This is a genomic window from Streptomyces sp. NBC_00582 (assembly GCF_036345155.1).
Taxonomy (GTDB): Bacteria; Actinomycetota; Actinomycetes; order Streptomycetales; family Streptomycetaceae; genus Streptomyces.
On record NZ_CP107772.1, the window covers coordinates 8,735,416 to 8,751,828 of the forward strand.

Consider the following 16,413-nt stretch of genomic DNA (forward strand, 5'->3'; position numbering starts at 1 on the left):
TCTCAGTCCCGCAGGGGCGTGAGCAGCATCCGCCCCGCGAAACCCACCGCCGTGTCGAGGCGTTCGGTGAACTCCCCGGCGACGTCGGGGAGCCGGCGCAGCGCCCACAGTGCCCGGGCCGCCGTCCACGTGGCGTCCCGGGCCCGCTCCAGACTCCACGACCCCAGCAGATGGGTGAGCGGATCGGCGATCTGGAGCAGGTCGGGGCCCGGCATCAGCTCCTCGCGGATGCGTTCCTCCAGCGCGACGAGCAGGTCCCCGACCCGGTCGTAGGCGTCCTCCAGCTCGGCCGGTTCACAGCCGAGGTCACGGCAGGCGTCCACGACGGCGAGCGCCAGGTCGTGCCCGATGTGCGCGTTGATGCCCGCCAACGCGAACTGCAGGGGGCGTACGCCGGGATGGCGGCGCATCTGGAACAGCGGGCGCCAGCAGGCGGGTGGGGGCCGGTCGGCCACGGCCGCGTCCACCGCGGCCAGATAGCGCTCCGCGAACCGCAGATCCAGCGTGCGGGCGGTCCGCGCGTCGGGGAATCCGCCCGTGTCGATCCGCCGGTCGACCTCCTGGGTCACGGCGAGGTACACCCGGTTGAAGACCGCGATCCCGTCCCGGGCCGGCAGGGCCGCGTCGACGGCGCGCATCCGGGCGATCACGTCGTGCACGCTCGCGTCGAGAGCCGGGTCCACGACCGGGGCGAGGGCGGGGTCCACGGGTGGGATGAACTGTTCCAGTTGCGGCATGGGGGAAGGGTGGCAGCCCGGGGCCGCCCCGCGCGTCGGCGAGCCGTGCGCTTCCCCGGAACGGGGGAACGGGCCCGCCGCGGCACCAGGTACCGGCGTCGTCGTAGGAGCTGGTCCCCTCGTCCAGCAGCGGTCGCCGCGCCTTCAGCTGGGCCGGGGATCGGCTACGAGGCCCCGGTCACCCGCACCGGCACGTACGCCGTCCACCTCTGGCTGGAGCGGCTCGGCACCACCGGGCTCACGTACGGCTTCCGCTTCTGCTCGGTGGACGGGGCCACGACACACGCGCGCGGGACCCGGGTCCTCGTCCGGCTCGACGCGGCCACCCTGCGCCCCGCGCCGTGGAGCGACGGCTTCAGGGCCGCGGCTCGGGCACTGCTGCGGACCGCGGACTGACCTTCGCGCCGGTCCGCTCGCCGCCGCGCAGCACCCCGGCGAACACCGCGAGCCCGCACGCCAGAGCCGTCACCACGCCGAACGACACCATCAGGCTGGTCGCCTGCGCCACCCCGCCGATCAGGCTCGGGGCGATCAGCCCGGAGGTGTACGTGATCGTCGCGACGCCCGCGATCGCCTGACTGGGGTTCGGCCCGCTGTGCCCGGCCGCGGCGAAGCACAGCGGTACGACGACGGCGATCCCGAGGCCCATCAGCCCGAACCCGGTCATCGCCACCGCCGGATGCCCGGCGAGGACGATCAGCAGCCCGCCCAGGGCGGCCAGGAGGCCGCCAGCCCGCACGGTCCGCACCGCGCCGAAGCGGTTCACCACCGCGTCGCCCACGAGCCGGGCCGCCGCCATGGTGAGCATGAAACCCGTCGTGCAGGCCGCCGCGAGCCCCGCCGACGTCTCCAGCTGGTCGCGCAGATAGACCGCCGACCAGTCCAGGCTGGCGCCCTCGGCGAACACCGCGCAGAACCCGACCGCGCCGATCAGCAGGGCCGAGCGGGGCGGCAGGGCGAAGCGCGGCGGCGGCTCCTCGTCCTCCCGCGGGCGCAGGTCCGGCACCCAGCGGCAGGCCAGCAGGCCCAGCGCGGTGAGGACGACGGCCGCCAGCGCGTGATGCACACGCGCGTCCGCGCCCAGGTGTGCCGCGAGCGTCCCGCCGGCCGAGCCGATCAGCGCCCCGGCGCTCCACATGCCGTGCAGCCCGGACATGATCGACTTTCCGAGCAGCCGCTCCACCTCCACGCCGAGCGCGTTCATCACCACGTCGGCCATGCCGGAGGTCGCGCCGTAGGCGAACATCGCCAGGCACAGCGTCAGCAGGTTCGGCGCGAGCGACGGCAAGGTCAGGGAGAGCGTCCACAGGGAGATCAGCAGGCTCAGGGCGGTCCGGGTGCCGAGGCTGTGGGAGATCCGCCCGGCCAGCGGCATCGAGCAGGAGGCGCCGAACGCCGTGAACGCCAGGGCGAACCCCAACTGGCCCGCGCCCACCCCCGCGTGGTCCTGGATCCACGGCACCCGGGTCGCGAACGAGCCGGTGACCGCGCCGTGCACGGTGAACACGGCCGCCACGGCGTACCGGGCGCGCCGTATCTCCGACGTTGCGTGAACCACTTCGCTCATTCTTCCGCCCCTCCCGGCCGAGCACCGCTCCGGAGCGGTGCCGTCGTAAACTATCAGGAACCCTGCCTGATAAAAAGAGAGCGCTCTCGGACCGGCGCTCGTCCGGCCCGTGGGAGGATTCCCCGCATGCCCGCATCCCCTCGCACGGCCCGGGCCATCAACGACCGCATGGCCCTGCAACTTCTGCAGGCCGAAGGCCCGTTGACGGCAGGACGGCTGAAGGAGCTCACCGGCCTGTCCCGGCCGACGGTCGCCGACCTCGTCGAACGCCTCACGTCCGCCGGTCTGATCCAGGTCGCCGGGGAGACGGGTGCGCAGCGGCGCGGCCCCAACGCCAAGCTGTACGGCCTCGTCGCCGACCGCGCCCACCTCGCGGCGCTGGACGTGCGCACCGAGGGGGTCGCCGTGCGCGTGTCCGACCTGGTGGGCCGGGTGCTGGCGGAGGCGTCCGTGCCGATCGGCGGCGACACCGGCACCGGGCCGGCCGTGGAGCAGGCGGTGACGCTGGTCGAGCGGACCGTGAAGGAGGCCGGCGCCGACCGGCTGCACACCGTGGGCATCGGCGCGCCCGGGCTGATCGACCCGGCCGCCGGTGAGCTGCGCGACTCCATCGGGCTGCCCGAGTGGCACCGCCGGCTGGTGGCGGCCCTTCAGGAACGGTTCCCGCACGCGCGCGTGAACGTGGAGAACGAGACCAACCTCGCCGCCCTCGCCGAACAGCGGGAGGGCGCCGCCCGGGACCGCGACACCTTCGTCCTGCTCTGGCTCGGCCACGGCACCGGCGCCGCCGTCGTCCTCGACGGCACCCTGCGCCGCGGCGCCTCCGGCGGTACCGGGGAGATAGGTTTCCTTCCGGTCCCGGGCACGAGCGGGCTGCCCTCGGCGACCGACTGTGAGGGAGGTTTCCATTCCCTGGCCGGCTCGGCGGCGATCACCGCGCTGGCGGGGGAGCACGGGCTGACGGCGCGCGCGGAGGGCGAGGAGCCGACGGGCGCGGCCGTGGTGCGGGAGGCCCGGGGGAGGGGGGACGCGGACCGGGCGGACGCCTTCCTCGACGCCCTCGCCCACCGCATCGCCATCGGGGTCGCCTCCGTCGTCGCCGTTCTCGACCCCGGGTGCGTGGTCCTCGGGGGTGAGATCGGCCAGGCGGGCGGACCGGAACTGGCCGCCCGCGTGGCGGAGCGCCTGCGCGGGATGGCGCCCCTGCCCACCGAGGTCCGGCCGAGCGCCCTCGGCGGCGCGGCGGTCCTGCGCGGGGCGCTCCTCACCGCCCGGGAGTCCGCGCAGAGGGAACTGTTCGGGACGCCCTGAGGAGGCGGGCGTCCGGGGCGCTCACCGAGCCCTGCGCGTGCGTGCCGCCAGGTACTGCTCGAACGTCCCCTTGCCCACGGCCCGTTCGGGGGCGAGGTGGCCGCCCGCCCGGAACGCCCGGTACGCCGCGCCGAACAGCGGTACGTTCACCACCCGGCGCCGCTTGCCGCTCGCCGTGAGATACGCGCGGGCCAGCGACTCCAACGTACGGACCTCGGGCCCCGCCATGTCCTCGACACGCCCCGCCGGTTCCCCCACGGCCAGCTCCGCGAGCCGGCCGGCGACCTCGGCCACCTCCACCGGCTGGTCGCTCACCCCGGCCGGCAGGACCAGCACCGGCACCCTGGCCAGCGCCTCGAACAGCTGGAGCAGCAGATCGTGGAACTGGGTCGCGCGCAGCACGGTCCAGCCCAGCCCCGAGGCCGCCACCAGCTCCTCCACCGCCAGCTTCGCCCGGTAGTAGCCGAACGGCACCCGGTCCACCCCGACGATCGAGATGTACACGAGGTGCCGTACCCCCGCCTCCCGGGCCGCCGCGATCAGCCGCGCCGCCGCCTTCTCGTCGCCCCCGCGCGGGGTGCTCGCACAGTGCACGACCGTGTCCACCCCGGCCAGGGCCGTGTCCAGCTCCGGCCCGCCCTCCCGCAGATCGACGGCGTACGGCCGGCTGTGCCGGCTGAGCACCCGCACCTCGTGCCCGTCCGCCCGCAGCCGCTCGGTGACGAGCCTGCCGAGGGTTCCGGTGCCGCCGGTCACCAGGATCGTGGTCATGCTGTTCAGCCCCTTCGGACACCGGGCGCTCCCGGGTGGAACGCCCTGCGTCAGCTGAGACCGGGCGGGGCCCTGCGGATGTGACAGGCCCCGACGCTTACCCGAGCTGACGTCGTACGAAGTCCAGCTTGTCCGGGTTCAGCACCACCCGCAGGCCGGTGATCCCCTCGGCGCCGCAGTCGAAGCCGATCGTGGCCACGAGCGTGCCGGCCGCCCGCGCGAGCAACGCCGGTGCCCCGTTGAGCTCGACGGCGTCGAACGTGAACCCGGCCGCGAACCTCCGGAACCCGCCGGCCAGGAACCGCAGCACCTTCTCGCGTCCCTCGATCGGCCGCAGGGCCGCGCCGACCCTGCCCCCGCCGTCGCTCCAGTACGTCACGTCGGCCGTGAGCAGGCGCTCCAGCCCGGCGAGGTCGCCGTCCCGGGCCGCCGTGAGGAACGAGGCGACCAGTTCCTCCCGCCGTCCGGCGGAGACCTCGAAGCGGCCTTCCCCGGCCGCCAGCCGCCGCTCGGCGCGCCGGTAGAGCTGACGGCAGTTGGCCTCGCCGAGATCGAGCGCGGCGGCGATCTCCCGATGGCTGTAGGCGAACGCCTCCCGCAGCACGTACACCGCCCGCTCGGTCGGGGTGAGCCGCTCCAGCAGCACCAGCATCGCGAGCGACACGGCGTCCCGCTGCTCGGCCGACTCCAGGGGGCCGAGCGTGCCGTCGGACGTGACCACGGGCTCCGGCAGCCAGGGCCCGACATAGCGCTCGCGCCGCGCCCGTGCCGAGGTCAGCCGGGTGAGGCAGAGACGGGTGACGGTCTTCGCGAGCCAGGCCGCCGGATGCGCGATCGCGGTGCGGTCGGCCCCGCTGAACCGCAGATACGCGTCCTGGACCGTGTCCTCGGCCTCCTCGGCCGAGCCGAGCATCCGGTAGGCGAGCCCGAACAGCCGGGGACGGTGTGTCTCGAACTCGTCGGCGCCCGCGGTCGTCGTCATGGGGCCACCCTGTCAGAAGCCCCCGCTGAGGGGTCCGGCGACGGGCAAGGGCCGTCGTCACCGTCGCCGGACCGTACCCGACGACCCTAAGAGGACTAGACCAGTAGGGTCAATAGGTCTGGACCAAGTGTCAGATGGCGCCCCCGTGCCGGAAGTTGGCCGGCCGAAACCGTGCGACAAGTCCAGGGACGCACTCTGTGAGCGAGCCCACACACTTCGCCCGTATGGACGACGATCGGGCGTGGCACACTGGCCCTGTACCTAAAGCAGCGCACTCCGGGGTCGGTGAAAGTCCGAACCGGCGGTTACAGTCCGCGACCCGGTCACGTCCAGTGACCGGTTGACCAGGTGAAATTCCTGGACCGACGGTTAAAGTCCGGATGGGAGGCAGTGCGCGGCGGGCGGGCATTCGTGCGCGCCGCCGTATGTGTACTCGTCCAGGCGGACGAGTCTGTCGGCGTCGCCCCCAATGTCCCCGCTCGTGTCTGCTGTCGTCATCGACAGGCCCCGGAGTCCGTGCCCCAATGAGGCAGGAGGACCCGGGAAGTGTTCACCGGAATCGTCGAAGAGCTGGGTGAGGTCACCGCCGTCGAGAATCTCGGCGACGCCTCCCGCTTCCGGCTGCGCGGCCCCGTCGTCACCGACGGCGCGAAGCACGGCGACTCCATCGCCGTGAACGGGGTCTGTCTCACCGTCGTCGAACACGAGGGCGACGAGTTCACCGCCGACGTCATGGCGGAGACCCTCGACCGCTCCAGCCTCGGCGCCCTCGGCGTCGGCTCCCGGGTCAACCTCGAACGCCCCACCGCCGTCGGCGCGCGCCTCGGCGGACACATCGTGCAGGGCCACGTCGACGGCACCGGCCGGGTCCTGGAGCGCAGGCCCTCCGAGAACTGGGAGATCGTCAAGGTCTCCCTCCCCGCCGACCTCGCGCGGTACGTCGTGGAGAAGGGCTCCGTCACCGTCGACGGCATCAGCCTCACGGTCGTCGAGGCCGGCCCCGACTACTTCACCGTCAGCCTCATCCCCACCACCCTCGCCCTGACCACGCTCGGCCTCAAGCAGCCCGGCGACCCGGTCAACCTCGAGGTGGACATCGTCGCCAAGTACGTCGAGCGGCTGCTCGCGAGCTCCCAGGGGGCGGGCAAGTGAACTGGCTGACCTCCGTGGCGTTCACCGCCTTCGGCAAGGACATCCTCTGGACGGACATGATCGGCAACATCACCGGTCTGATCGCCCTCGTCCTCGGCTGGCGGCGCTCCATCTGGAGCTGGCCCGTCCAGTTCCTGGCCGGCCTGATCCTCTTCGGTGCCTTCTTCGGCCATCTGACCGGCAGCGCGGGCAAGCAGGCGATCGTCATGGCCGTCGCCCTGTTCGGCTGGTGGCAGTGGAAGCGGAAGAAGGGCGAGACCGGCGACGGCCACATCGCCCCGCGGTTCGCCACCTGGACCGAACGCGGCGCCATGGTCGGCGCGGCCGCCGCCGGCACCGTCGCCGTCGCCCTGCTCTTCAAGGCCTACCCGTCCCTGTCCTGGGACCCCTGGCCGGACGCCTACATCTTCGTCGGCACCGTCGTCGCCATGTACGCCCAGGCACGCGGCATGGTCGAGTTCTGGATCGCCTGGCTCCTCGTCGACCTGGTCGGCGTCCCCCTCAACTTCGCCAACGGCTACGCCTTCTCCGGCTTCGTCTACGTCATCTACGGCGCGCTCGTCCTGTGGGGCATGCGCGACTGGTGGCTGCGCTCCCGCAAGGACGCGCGGCCCACCCTGGAAGGAGCGCCGGCATGAGCACGGCACCGATCCTGTACAGCACCGACGGCCTCGACGACCTCACCCTCGACCCCGTCGAGCAGGCCATCGCCGACATCGCGGCCGGCCGCCCGATCGTCGTCGTCGACGACGAGGACCGCGAGAACGAGGGCGACCTCGTCATCGCCGCCGAGAAGGCCACCCCCGAGATCATCGCGTTCATGATGAGCGAGTGCCGCGGCCTGATCTGCGCCCCCATGGAGAGCGACGAACTCGACCGGCTGAAGCTCCCTCAGATGGTCGAGGACAACACCGAGTCGATGAAGACTGCCTTCACCGTCTCCGTCGACGCCTCCGGGGCCCACGGCGTCACCACCGGCATCTCCGCCGCCGACCGCGCCACCACCCTCCGGCTCCTGGCGAGCGGCGACGCCGAGCCCACGGACTTCGTCCGCCCCGGCCACGTCTTCCCGCTGCGCGCCCGGTCCGGCGGGGTCCTCACCCGCAACGGCCACACCGAGGCCGCCGTCGACCTCGCCCGTCTCGCGGGGCTGCGCCCGGCCGGCGCGATCGTCGAGATCGCCGGCGAGGACGGCCGGATGCTCCGCCTGCCCGAACTGATCCCGTTCGCCCGCAAGCACGGCCTGACGATCATCTCCATCGAGGACCTGATCGCCTACCGCCGCAGCGCCGAGCCGACCGTCCGCCGCGAGGCCGAGACCCGGCTGCCCACCGCCCACGGCACCTTCACCGCGTACGGCTACCGCTCCACCGCCGACGGCGTCGAGCACGTCGCCCTCGTCCACGGCGAGATCGGCGACGGCGAGGGCGTCCTGGTCCGGGTCCACTCCGAATGCCTCACCGGCGACATCTTCGCCTCCCAGCGCTGCGACTGCGGCCCCCAGCTCGACGCCTCGCTCCGGCGCATCCAGGACGAGGGCCGGGGGGTCGTCGTCTACCTGCGCGGACACGAGGGCCGCGGCATCGGCCTGCTGTCCAAGCTGCGGGCGTACGAACTCCAGGAACAGGGCCACGACACCCTCGACGCCAACCTGGAACTGGGCCTGCCCGCCGACGCCCGCGACTACGGCGCCGGCGCGCAGATCCTCACCGACCTCGGGGTGCGCAGCGTCCGTCTGATGACCAACAACCCCGAGAAGACCGACGCGCTCGTCCGGCACGGCATCGAGGTCACCGAACGCGAGCCGATGCCCGTCCAGGCGGGCGAGCACAACATCCGCTACCTGCGCACCAAGCGGGACCGGATGGGCCACGACCTGCCCTGGCTGGACACGGCCCCCGTGTCCCCCTGCGGCAACCAGTAAGCAAGAACACCTCTAGGAGAGACGTGAGCGGCAAGGGCGCACCGGAACTGTCCGTACGCAATGTGGGTGACTTCAGGGTCGCCGTCATCGCGGCGCAGTGGCACGAGAAGGTGATGGACGGTCTGGTCGACGGCGCGCTGCGCGCCCTGCACGACCTGGGTATCGACGAGCCGACCCTGCTCAGGGTCCCCGGGAGCTGGGAGCTCCCGGTCGTCGCCAAGGTCCTCGCGGGCCGCGGCTACGACGCGATCGTCGCCCTCGGTGTCGTCATCCGCGGCGGCACCCCCCACTTCGAGTACGTGTGCCAGGGCGTCACCCAGGGCCTCACCCAGGTCTCCGTCGAGACCGGCGTCCCCGTCGGCTTCGGCGTCCTCACCTGCGACACCGAGGAGCAGGCCCTGGACCGGGCCGGTCTGGAGGGCTCGAACGAGGACAAGGGACACGAGGCGGTCACCGCCGCCGTGGCCACCGCGGCCACCCTCCGCTCAGTATCTGAACCCTGGAGGTAGGCGCCCCGGCGTTACGGCTAGGGTGGGACGCACCATGTCCAAGAAGACGTTCGAGGAGCTCTTCTCCGAGCTCCAGCAGAAGGCCGCCACCGGCGACCCCGCCACCTCCCGCACCGCCGAACTGGTCGGGAAGGGCGTCCATGCCATCGGCAAGAAGGTCGTCGAAGAGGCCGCCGAGGTCTGGATGGCCGCCGAGTACGAGGGCAAGGAGGCGGCCGCCGAGGAGATCTCGCAGCTGCTCTACCACGTCCAGGTGATGATGGTCGCCCGCGGCATCTCGCTGGACGACGTCTACGCCCACCTGTAAGCCGTACACGCACCCATTCCGTACGAACGAAGGAAGCTCGCCTCATGCTGCGCATCGCCGTCCCCAACAAGGGTTCCCTGTCAGGCCCTGCGGCGGAGATGCTGCATGAGGCCGGCTACCAGCAGCGCCGCGAGTCCAAGGAACTGCGGATCGTCGACCCGGAGAACGAGGTCGAGTTCTTCTACCTCCGCCCCCGCGACATCGCGATCTACGTCTCCTCCGGCCGCCTCGACATCGGCATCACCGGCCGCGACCTGCTGATCGACTCCGGCGCCAACGCCGAGGAGATCCTCCCCCTCGGCTTCGCCCGCTCCACCTTCCGCTTCGCCACCAAGCCCGGCACGGCGAAGACCCTCGAGGACCTGGGCGGCAGGACGGTCGCCACCTCCTACGAGGGCATCGTCGCCAAGCACCTCGCCGAACAGGGCATCGACGCCTCCGTCGTCCACCTCGACGGTGCCGTCGAGACCGCCATCGAGCTCGGCGTCGCCGAGGTCATCGCCGACGTCGTCGAGACCGGCACCTCGCTGCGCAACGCCGGCCTGGAGGTCTTCGGCGACCCCATCATGAAGTCCGAGGCCGTCGTGATCCGCCGCACCGGCGCGGAGCCCGACGAGGCCGAGCCCAAGGTGCAGCAGTTCCTGCGCCGCCTCCAGGGCGTCCTGGTCGCCCGGACCTACGTGATGATGGACTACGACTGCCGCGTCGAACAGCTCGAGAAGGCGGTCGCGCTCACCCCGGGCCTGGAGTCGCCCACCGTCTCCCCGCTGCACAACGAGGGCTGGGTCGCCGTCCGCGCCATGGTCCCCGCCAAGGAGGCCCAGCGGATCATGGACGACCTCTACGACATCGGCGCCCGCGCCATCCTCACCACGGCCATCCACGCCTGCCGCCTCTGACCTCGATCTCCACCACGACCTCCACCGGGAACATGTCCGATCTGCCGGGCAGCGAGCTGCCCACCCTCCCCGTCACCTTCCGGCCGGGCCGCACCCGCGCGGTGCTGCTCTCGGCCGGGGTGGCGATCTTCCTCGTCATCTCCGGCGTCGCCATGCTGCTGGAGAAGCTCGGCCCGGGGGAGCGGCTCAGCTTCGTCGTCACCGGCGCCCTCATCTTCTGGGCGCTGGCCCAGCTCGCCCGCGTCCGGGTCGTCGCCGACGACGCCGGGGTCACCGTGGTGAACATCGCGAGCAGGCGGCGCCTCGACTGGGCCGAGATCATCCAGGTGAACCTCCGTCCGGGCGACCCCTGGGTGTTCCTCAACCTCACCGACGGCACCAGCCTGCCCGCGCTCGGCATCCAGCCCGGCATCAACAAGCAGCAGGCCATCAGGGACGCCCGGGCGCTCCGCGGGCTCGTCGAGGCACGCTCGCTCCGGGACCCCGAGACCTCCCCCGGGCAAGATCAGGGCTGACTCGGGGCCGTCGCCCCTGCCGCTCAAGCCCCTGTCTTGATTAATCTGGTGACGGAGGCGTTCCCCTGCTGCCTCCACCCCTGTGGTGCCCTGCCGGTGCACAGGGGTTTCCTGCTACCCGAGGAGTGACCCTCTCCGGCGATGGACGGTTCGTCCTGTAGTACCTGCGCCGCCCCCATCCGGCATGTCCCGGAGGCGGCGGCATCATGACCATCCCCCTGCTGCTCCTGGCAGCCGCGTTCCTGCTCATCCTGGCCAACGGCTTCTTCGTGGCCGCCGAGTTCGGCCTCGTCACGGTCGAGCGGCCGGAGGCCGAGAAGGCCGCCGCCGAAGGCGACAGACGAGCCGGTACGGTCGTGGAGTCGCTCAAGGAGCTGTCCTTCCAGCTCTCCGGCACCCAGCTCGGCATCACCATCACCTCGCTCGTCGTCGGCATGCTCGCAGAACCGGCGCTCGCGGAGCTGCTGCGCACCCCGTTCACCGCGATCGGCATCCCCGAGGGCGCGGTCTCCGGTGTCGCCGTGGTCGTCGGCATGCTGCTGGCCTCCGCCGTCCAGATGGTGGTCGGCGAACTCGTGCCCAAGAACTGGGCGGTGTCCAAGCCCCTCCAGGTCGCGCGCTTCGTCGCCGGCCCGCAGCACGCCTTCTCCCGGCTGTTCCGGCCGGTGATCTCGGCGCTCAACACGGTCGCCAACCGGCTGGTGCGCGCCCTCGGCGTCGAGCCCACCGAGGAGCTGGCCTCCGCCCGCACCCCCGGCGAACTGGTCTCCCTGGCCCGTCACTCGGCCCAGGCCGGCGCCCTCGAACAGGACACGGCCGACCTGTTCGTACGCACCCTGTCCCTCGCGGAGCTCACGGCGCAGCACGTGATGACCCCGCGGGTGAAGGTCAGCGCCCTGCAGTCCTCGGCCACCGCCGAGGACGTGGTCAATCTGACCCGGGCCACCGGCCTGTCCCGTTTCCCCGTCTACCGCGAGAAGATCGACGAGATCGTCGGCATGGCCCACCTCAAGGACGCCCTGGCCGTCCCCGTCCAGGACCGGCTGCGCACGCCGGTCGCCCGTATCGCCCGCCCGGCGCTGCTGGTCCCGGAGACCCTTCCCGTCCAGCCCCTGCTGGCCCGGCTGCGCAGCGAGCAGCCCATCGCCGTCGTCGTCGACGAGTACGGCGGCACGGCCGGCGTGGTCACCCTGGAGGACATCGTCGAGGAGATCGTCGGCGAGGTCCGCGACGAGCACGACGGCCTGGACATCCCGGAACTGGCCGCGGCCCCGCCCGAGGAGGGCAAGCCCGCCTGGGACGTCGACGGGAGCTGCCGGGTCGACACCCTGCGGCGGATAGGCCTGGAGGTGCCCGAGGGGCCGTACGAGACGGTCGCGGGTCTCGTCGCCGACCTGCTCGGACGGATCCCGGCCGTCGGTGACCGGGCGGAACTGCCCGGCTGGCGTCTGTCGGTGCGCCGGGTCGGCCACTACCGGGCCGAACGGGTCCGTCTGGTCCACGTCGGCCGGCTCGGCCAGGGCACCACGATCGCGGAGGCCGTCCGATGAGCGTCCTGCAACTGGTCTTCGCCGCCCTGCTCGTGCTGACCAACGGCTTCTTCGTCGGCGCCGAGTTCGCGCTCGTCTCCGTCCGCCGCAGCCAGATCGAGCCCCTCGGCACGGCCCGCGCCCGCCAGGTCCTCTACGGCCTGGAGCGACTGCCGCAGATGATGGCCGCCGCCCAGTTCGGCATCACGGTCTGCTCGCTCACCCTCGGCGCGGTCGCCGAGCCGACCGTGGCGGAGCTGCTGGAACCGTTCTTCGAGTGGATCCACCTCCCGCACGGCATGATCCACCCGCTGGGCTATGTCATCGCCCTGGCGGCCGTGGTCTTCTTCCATCTCGTCATCGGCGAGATGGTCCCGAAGAACCTCGCGATGGCGGCCCCCGAGAAGGCGGCCCTGTGGCTCAGCCCGGGGCTGGTCGCCTTCGCGCGGCTGTGCCGGCCGATCACCGTCGCCCTCGGCGCCTGCGCCCAGGCCATCCTGCGGGTCTTCCGGGTCGAGCCCAAGGACGAGGTCGAGGCCGTCGTCACCAGCGAGCAGCTCAACCGTCTGCTGGAGGACTCCGGCCAGGCGGGCCTCCTCGACCCCGAGGAGCAGGAGCGGCTGGAGGACGCGCTGGAACTGGGCTCCCGCCCGGTCACCGACGTCCTCCTCAAGCGCGAGTCGCTGATCACGGTGCCCCCGTCGGTCACGCCGGGCCAGATCGTCGAGCTCACCGCCCGCACCGGCTACTCCCGCTTCCCCGTCGCCGCCGAGAACGGCGCCTTCATGGGCTATGTACATGTGAAGGACGTCCTCGACGTGGAGGACTCCGAGCGGGCGGTGCCCCAGCAGGTGTGGCGCCCGATGACGACCCTGCGCTCCGACCTCCCCCTGGACGACGCCCTGACGGTGATGCGCCGCGCGGCCACTCACCTGGCCCAGGTCGCGGACGCCTCCGGCAAGGTCCTGGGCCTGGCCGCCCTGGAGGACGTACTGGAACTCCTGGTCGGCGAGGTGACGGATCCGGCACACCGGGAGGCCCCGGAGGTCAGACTGACGGAACCGAGGGCCAGCGGGACGCCCGACGAGGTGTTCGCGTCGTAGGCTGCGGCGGCCGTTTCCTCTGCGGGCGCGTGGTGGCTGATCGCGCAGTCCCCGCGCCCCCAGGGGGTTCCGGTCGCCCCGGCTACGTCGCCGACGGGTCCTGCGGTCCCCGCCCGGACAGCACCTCTCCATACGCCTGCATGAGATCCGGGAGCCGCAGGGTGGAGAGGTCGTCCCGGGTCAGCGCGGTCGGGTAGGTCGACAGCCGCAGATCCCGGTACGCGCAGCTCTTCTCATACAGCGTCCGCAGGAACCGTCCGTTGCCCAGTTCGTCGATCCACCCCTGGTCGACGACGTGCCCCGCGATCGAGCGCAGCTCGTCGAGTGCCTCCTCGTCCCACACGTCACCGTTCTCCGCGGCCAGCACCTCGCCGATGGAGGTGAGTTCGAGGGGGCGGTACGAGGGGAAGTCGACGCGGGTCGTGAAGCGGGAGGACAGCCCCGGGTTGGCGGCGAGGAGACGGTCCATGCCCTCCGGGTATCCGGCCAGGATCACCACCAGGTGGTCCCGGTTGTCCTCGGCCCGCTTCAGCAGCACCTGGAGCGCCTCGTCGCCGTAGGCGTCCCCCTTGCCGTAGCCGGAGTTGGAGAGCGAGTACGCCTCGTCCACGAAGAGGACACCGCCGAGGGCGGAGTCGATGAGTTCGTTGGCCTTGACGGCCGTCTGGCCGAGGTACTCGCCGACCAGGTCGGCCCGCTGGGCCTCCACCAGATGGTCGCCGCCGAGCAGACCGAGGGCGTAGAAGACCCGGCCGAGGATGCGCGCCACCGTGGTCTTGCCGGTGCCGGACGGGCCGGAGAAGACGAAATGCCGTTTGGGCGGCTGGACCGGAAGGCCCTGCCCGGCCCGCAGCCGGGCCATGTTGAGCTGCGCCGACAGCGCCTTGACCTGCCGTTTCACCGGCTCCAGGCCCACCATGCGCTCCAGTTCGGCGAGCGCCTCCTCGAGTAAGCCGGGGTCGGTGGGCCCGGCCGGCAGCGGGGACGGTACGACCGTCTTCGCGCGGACCGCCGGATCGGTGACCGAGGGCAGGGGGCCCACGGGCGGCAGGTCCGCGGGGTCGGTGAGTTTCAGGTCCCGGCCCTCGGTGCCGAACAGCGGGTCGAGGGCGTCCGGACCGTCCCCCACGTCCTGCCCGATCCCGGTGAGGGTGATCGACGCGAGGTCGGACGGATCGTCGTAGCCGTCGCCCTCGGCGATCGCGGCGAGCCGGGCCGAGGTGTCCATGAAGGCGGGGTCGACCCGGTGCACCGCCCGGTACAGGGGGAGCGCGGCGGCCGAGCGGCCGGTGCCCTCATGGGCCCGGGCCAGCCAGTACCGCAGTTCCTTGCGCTGCGGCTGCTCGCTGCGGCAGCGCATCAGGGCGGCCGCGAGCAGCGGTTCGGCCTGGCCGTACATCTCCAGCCGGACCCGGGCCATCCCGCCGAACAGCCCCGCCTCGATCCCGAGGAGCGGGTCGTCGAGCAGCGGGTCGGTGTGCCGGACGAGCTGCTCCCAGTCCTTGACCAGATAGGCCCGGCAGGCGTGCAGAAAGCGGACCTGGTGGTCGGCGTCCACGGGCGGGAGCCCGGCGAGCGCCCGGTCCAGCTCGGGGACGTGCCGGCCGTCCAGCCAGTGGGAGGCGTGCGCGAGCAGCAGATCGCGCGGGCTCTCCAGCACCGGTTGCACCCACCAGCCCAGCCAGTACCAGGAGTTGAGCGTCCGGCGGTGCCGGGTGCGCTGTTCGCCGAACCGGTCCCGGTGCCGGTACATCCGCAGCAGCGCGGTCGTCGTGTCCACGCGCAGCGCGTGCAGCCCGAGCCAGCCGTCGGCCATCCCGGGATCGATCCGTACCGCTGTGCGGAACTCCTCTTCCGCCTGCGGATACGCACCCATGGTGTAGGCGTCCACGCCTCGTAGCCAGGCGAGGTCGGCCGGGGCCTCGAGGCCCTGCGTGCCGAAGTCCATCACGTCCCCCACAAACCGTGCCCCCGTCGGTTTGCCACCGGGCCCGTGCCCGCCGGCTGCCTTGGTCGAACCGCTGTGCCGCGGACCGGAGTTGCAAGGTGCGCGAAGCAGCTGTCCGTAGGTCGCACCGAGGGCATCGTACCTGCGGAGGAGTGCCTGCCGAAGGGTGCCGCCCAGGCCGTTTGACGAGGTGGGAGCGGACGGGGCGCATCCCGGATTGGTGACCCTCGGTGAGCGGACGGCGCCGTGGCGCGTCCGGAAAAAGGGGCCGCGGAGGGGCACGAGGGCAGAACGAAGCCCCCGATCACGGGGGAACAACCGGGGGCTTCGCGACTTGGGGGCGGCGTCGATGCCGCACATTGAGAACGTAAGTCCTGTACGGGCCGTCGGTCAAGCGAAGTTGAGGCACTTGGCGAAGTTCGAGCGCAGACCCCTTCACACGTTCACCACATCGCGGGTGGTCCCTCACGGTGGGTGACATCGGGGTGTCCGGCAGGGTCTCGCAGCGGCCCCGGCAGTACCTCGTACCCCTCGCTCAACTGCCGTACCAGCAGCCCGGCATAAGGGCGCGAAGGGTCGTCCGAGAAGTGGTGCGTCTCCGCCCGGACCCAGCCGTCCCAGAACTCCCGTTGCTCCTCCCCGTCCCGCGACCTGCCGCGCTCCCAGGCCTCCTCGCGCGTCATCTCCAGCCACAGCAGACAGGCGAGATGGGGACGCAGGGCGCGGCGGCCCGCGCCGACCCCCTCGATCAGGACGACCGGGGCCGCGGGCAGCGACCGGGGCGGGCCGAAGCCGCGCTCGCGCCAGTCGTAGGGGGAGTAGTGCGCGGTCTCGCCGCGGCCGAACGGCTCGATCACCTCGGCCAGCAGTCGCCCGGTCCACGCGAACAGCTCCGCATGGCTCGCGATGTCGTCGAGGTGCAGCACGGGCGCCCCGCCGAGCGCCTCGGCCAGCCGTCCCGCGAAGGTGGACTTCCCCGAGCCCGCGTGCCCGTCGATCCCGATCAGACGGACCGGGCCGCAGGACGGGGGCAGGCGGCGGAGCCGGGCGGCGAGCTGGTGGATGGCGGGTCCTGGGGGCTTGGAAGGGCGGGGACACCGTATGACCCGGGGTGCCGGAACACGGTGGAGTACGGCCCGGAAGTCTAGTGCGACACGGG

General features: G+C 72.2%; 16 protein-coding genes, 1 pseudogene and 1 riboswitch. Of the genes and pseudogenes, 11 read left to right on the plus strand and 6 right to left on the minus strand.

Annotated elements, in window-relative coordinates; translation table 11 throughout:
• Positions 1 to 2: 2 nt before the first annotated feature.
• Complete coding sequence (locus tag OG852_RS39565; RefSeq protein ID WP_133916338.1) at positions 3 to 737, minus strand: DUF5995 family protein; 735 nt, start codon at positions 735 to 737, stop codon at positions 3 to 5.
• Between the two features lie 159 nt (positions 738 to 896).
• Between OG852_RS39565 and OG852_RS39570 the strand changes: the two are divergent.
• Positions 897 to 1,133 (plus strand): annotated as a pseudogene (locus OG852_RS39570) (acyl-CoA thioesterase); the annotation flags it as partial.
• Here OG852_RS39570 and OG852_RS39575 read toward each other — a convergent pair.
• Positions 1,093 to 2,304, minus strand: a complete 1,212-nt coding sequence (locus OG852_RS39575; RefSeq protein ID WP_133916337.1) for an MFS transporter — start codon at positions 2,302 to 2,304, stop codon at positions 1,093 to 1,095. The pseudogene OG852_RS39570 and the gene OG852_RS39575 sit on opposite strands and share 41 nt — an antisense overlap.
• A 126-nt stretch (positions 2,305 to 2,430) precedes the next feature.
• Here OG852_RS39575 and OG852_RS39580 point away from each other — a divergent pair, with 126 nt between their 5' ends.
• On the plus strand, positions 2,431 to 3,615 hold the full coding sequence (locus OG852_RS39580; protein WP_330350395.1) for an ROK family transcriptional regulator: 1,185 nt from the start codon (positions 2,431 to 2,433) through the stop codon (positions 3,613 to 3,615).
• Positions 3,616 to 3,636: 21 nt separating this feature from the next.
• Here OG852_RS39580 and OG852_RS39585 read toward each other — a convergent pair whose 3' ends face one another.
• Both OG852_RS39585 and OG852_RS39590 read right to left on the minus strand, forming a co-directional pair.
• Entirely contained in the window at positions 3,637 to 4,386 is a 750-nt protein-coding gene (locus OG852_RS39585; RefSeq protein ID WP_133916335.1) for an SDR family oxidoreductase, read from the minus strand.
• A 97-nt stretch (positions 4,387 to 4,483) separates the two neighbouring features.
• Complete coding sequence (locus tag OG852_RS39590; protein ID WP_330350396.1) at positions 4,484 to 5,368, minus strand: RNA polymerase sigma-70 factor; 885 nt, start codon at positions 5,366 to 5,368, stop codon at positions 4,484 to 4,486.
• Positions 5,369 to 5,635: 267 nt separating this feature from the next.
• Positions 5,636 to 5,766, plus strand: a riboswitch (FMN riboswitch).
• A gap of 148 nt (positions 5,767 to 5,914) precedes the next feature.
• On the opposite strand from OG852_RS39590, the gene OG852_RS39595 reads away from it, so the two are divergent.
• The 9 genes from OG852_RS39595 to OG852_RS39635 all read left to right on the plus strand — a co-directional run bounded on the left by OG852_RS39595 (position 5,915) and on the right by OG852_RS39635 (position 13,306).
• Entirely contained in the window at positions 5,915 to 6,520 is a 606-nt protein-coding gene (locus OG852_RS39595) for a riboflavin synthase (protein WP_133916333.1), read from the plus strand.
• Positions 6,517 to 7,158, plus strand: coding sequence for a nicotinamide mononucleotide transporter family protein (locus tag OG852_RS39600; protein WP_133916332.1), 642 nt, complete (start codon positions 6,517 to 6,519; stop codon positions 7,156 to 7,158). The genes OG852_RS39595 and OG852_RS39600 overlap by 4 nt, the downstream gene beginning before the upstream one ends.
• Entirely contained in the window at positions 7,155 to 8,444 is a 1,290-nt protein-coding gene (locus OG852_RS39605; protein ID WP_133916331.1) for a bifunctional 3,4-dihydroxy-2-butanone-4-phosphate synthase/GTP cyclohydrolase II, read from the plus strand. The genes OG852_RS39600 and OG852_RS39605 overlap by 4 nt, the downstream gene beginning before the upstream one ends.
• Positions 8,445 to 8,467: 23 nt before the next feature.
• Entirely contained in the window at positions 8,468 to 8,953 is a 486-nt protein-coding gene (gene ribH, locus OG852_RS39610; RefSeq protein ID WP_133916330.1) for a 6,7-dimethyl-8-ribityllumazine synthase, read from the plus strand.
• Positions 8,954 to 8,987: 34 nt separating this feature from the next.
• A complete protein-coding gene (locus OG852_RS39615; protein ID WP_133916329.1) occupies positions 8,988 to 9,260 on the plus strand; it encodes a phosphoribosyl-ATP diphosphatase in 273 nt (90 codons plus the stop codon).
• Positions 9,261 to 9,304: 44 nt separating this feature from the next.
• The gene (gene hisG, locus OG852_RS39620) at positions 9,305 to 10,159 is read left to right on the plus strand and encodes an ATP phosphoribosyltransferase (RefSeq protein WP_133916328.1); all 855 of its coding nucleotides are present in this window, start codon (positions 9,305 to 9,307) and stop codon (positions 10,157 to 10,159) included.
• A gap of 32 nt (positions 10,160 to 10,191) precedes the next feature.
• Positions 10,192 to 10,674 carry a PH domain-containing protein gene (locus OG852_RS39625; protein WP_330350397.1) on the plus strand — a complete coding sequence of 161 codons (483 nt, stop codon included), beginning with the start codon at positions 10,192 to 10,194 and terminating at the stop codon, positions 10,672 to 10,674.
• A gap of 206 nt (positions 10,675 to 10,880) precedes the next feature.
• Positions 10,881 to 12,224: a hemolysin family protein gene (locus tag OG852_RS39630; protein WP_133916326.1), complete on the plus strand. Its 1,344-nt coding sequence runs from the start codon at positions 10,881 to 10,883 to the stop codon at positions 12,222 to 12,224.
• On the plus strand, positions 12,221 to 13,306 hold the full coding sequence (locus tag OG852_RS39635; RefSeq protein WP_133916325.1) for a hemolysin family protein: 1,086 nt from the start codon (positions 12,221 to 12,223) through the stop codon (positions 13,304 to 13,306). The genes OG852_RS39630 and OG852_RS39635 overlap by 4 nt, the downstream gene beginning before the upstream one ends.
• An 82-nt stretch (positions 13,307 to 13,388) precedes the next feature.
• On the opposite strand, the gene OG852_RS39640 is transcribed toward OG852_RS39635, so the two are convergent.
• A complete protein-coding gene (locus OG852_RS39640; protein ID WP_330350398.1) occupies positions 13,389 to 15,254 on the minus strand; it encodes an AAA family ATPase in 1,866 nt (621 codons plus the stop codon).
• Between the two features lie 443 nt (positions 15,255 to 15,697).
• A complete protein-coding gene (locus OG852_RS39645) occupies positions 15,698 to 16,357 on the minus strand; it encodes a uridine kinase family protein (RefSeq protein WP_443064673.1) in 660 nt (219 codons plus the stop codon).
• Between the last annotated feature and the right edge of the window lie 56 nt (positions 16,358 to 16,413).

Excerpts from the sequence above, each read along its gene's own strand:
- OG852_RS39565 (WP_133916338.1), bottom strand. The coding sequence starts at position 737 with ATGCCGCAACTGGAACAGTTCATCCCACCCGTGGACCCCGCCCTCGCC.
- OG852_RS39575 (WP_133916337.1), bottom strand. The coding sequence starts at position 2,304 with ATGAGCGAAGTGGTTCACGCAACGTCGGAGATACGGCGCGCCCGGTAC.
- OG852_RS39580 (WP_330350395.1), top strand. The coding sequence starts at position 2,431 with ATGCCCGCATCCCCTCGCACGGCCCGGGCCATCAACGACCGCATGGCC.
- OG852_RS39585 (WP_133916335.1), bottom strand. The coding sequence starts at position 4,386 with ATGACCACGATCCTGGTGACCGGCGGCACCGGAACCCTCGGCAGGCTC.
- OG852_RS39590 (WP_330350396.1), bottom strand. The coding sequence starts at position 5,368 with ATGACGACGACCGCGGGCGCCGACGAGTTCGAGACACACCGTCCCCGG.
- OG852_RS39605 (WP_133916331.1), top strand. The coding sequence starts at position 7,155 with ATGAGCACGGCACCGATCCTGTACAGCACCGACGGCCTCGACGACCTC.
- OG852_RS39615 (WP_133916329.1), top strand. The coding sequence starts at position 8,988 with ATGTCCAAGAAGACGTTCGAGGAGCTCTTCTCCGAGCTCCAGCAGAAG.
- hisG (WP_133916328.1), top strand. The coding sequence starts at position 9,305 with ATGCTGCGCATCGCCGTCCCCAACAAGGGTTCCCTGTCAGGCCCTGCG.
- OG852_RS39625 (WP_330350397.1), top strand. The coding sequence starts at position 10,192 with ATGTCCGATCTGCCGGGCAGCGAGCTGCCCACCCTCCCCGTCACCTTC.
- OG852_RS39630 (WP_133916326.1), top strand. The coding sequence starts at position 10,881 with ATGACCATCCCCCTGCTGCTCCTGGCAGCCGCGTTCCTGCTCATCCTG.
- OG852_RS39635 (WP_133916325.1), top strand. The coding sequence starts at position 12,221 with ATGAGCGTCCTGCAACTGGTCTTCGCCGCCCTGCTCGTGCTGACCAAC.
- OG852_RS39640 (WP_330350398.1), bottom strand. The coding sequence starts at position 15,254 with ATGGACTTCGGCACGCAGGGCCTCGAGGCCCCGGCCGACCTCGCCTGG.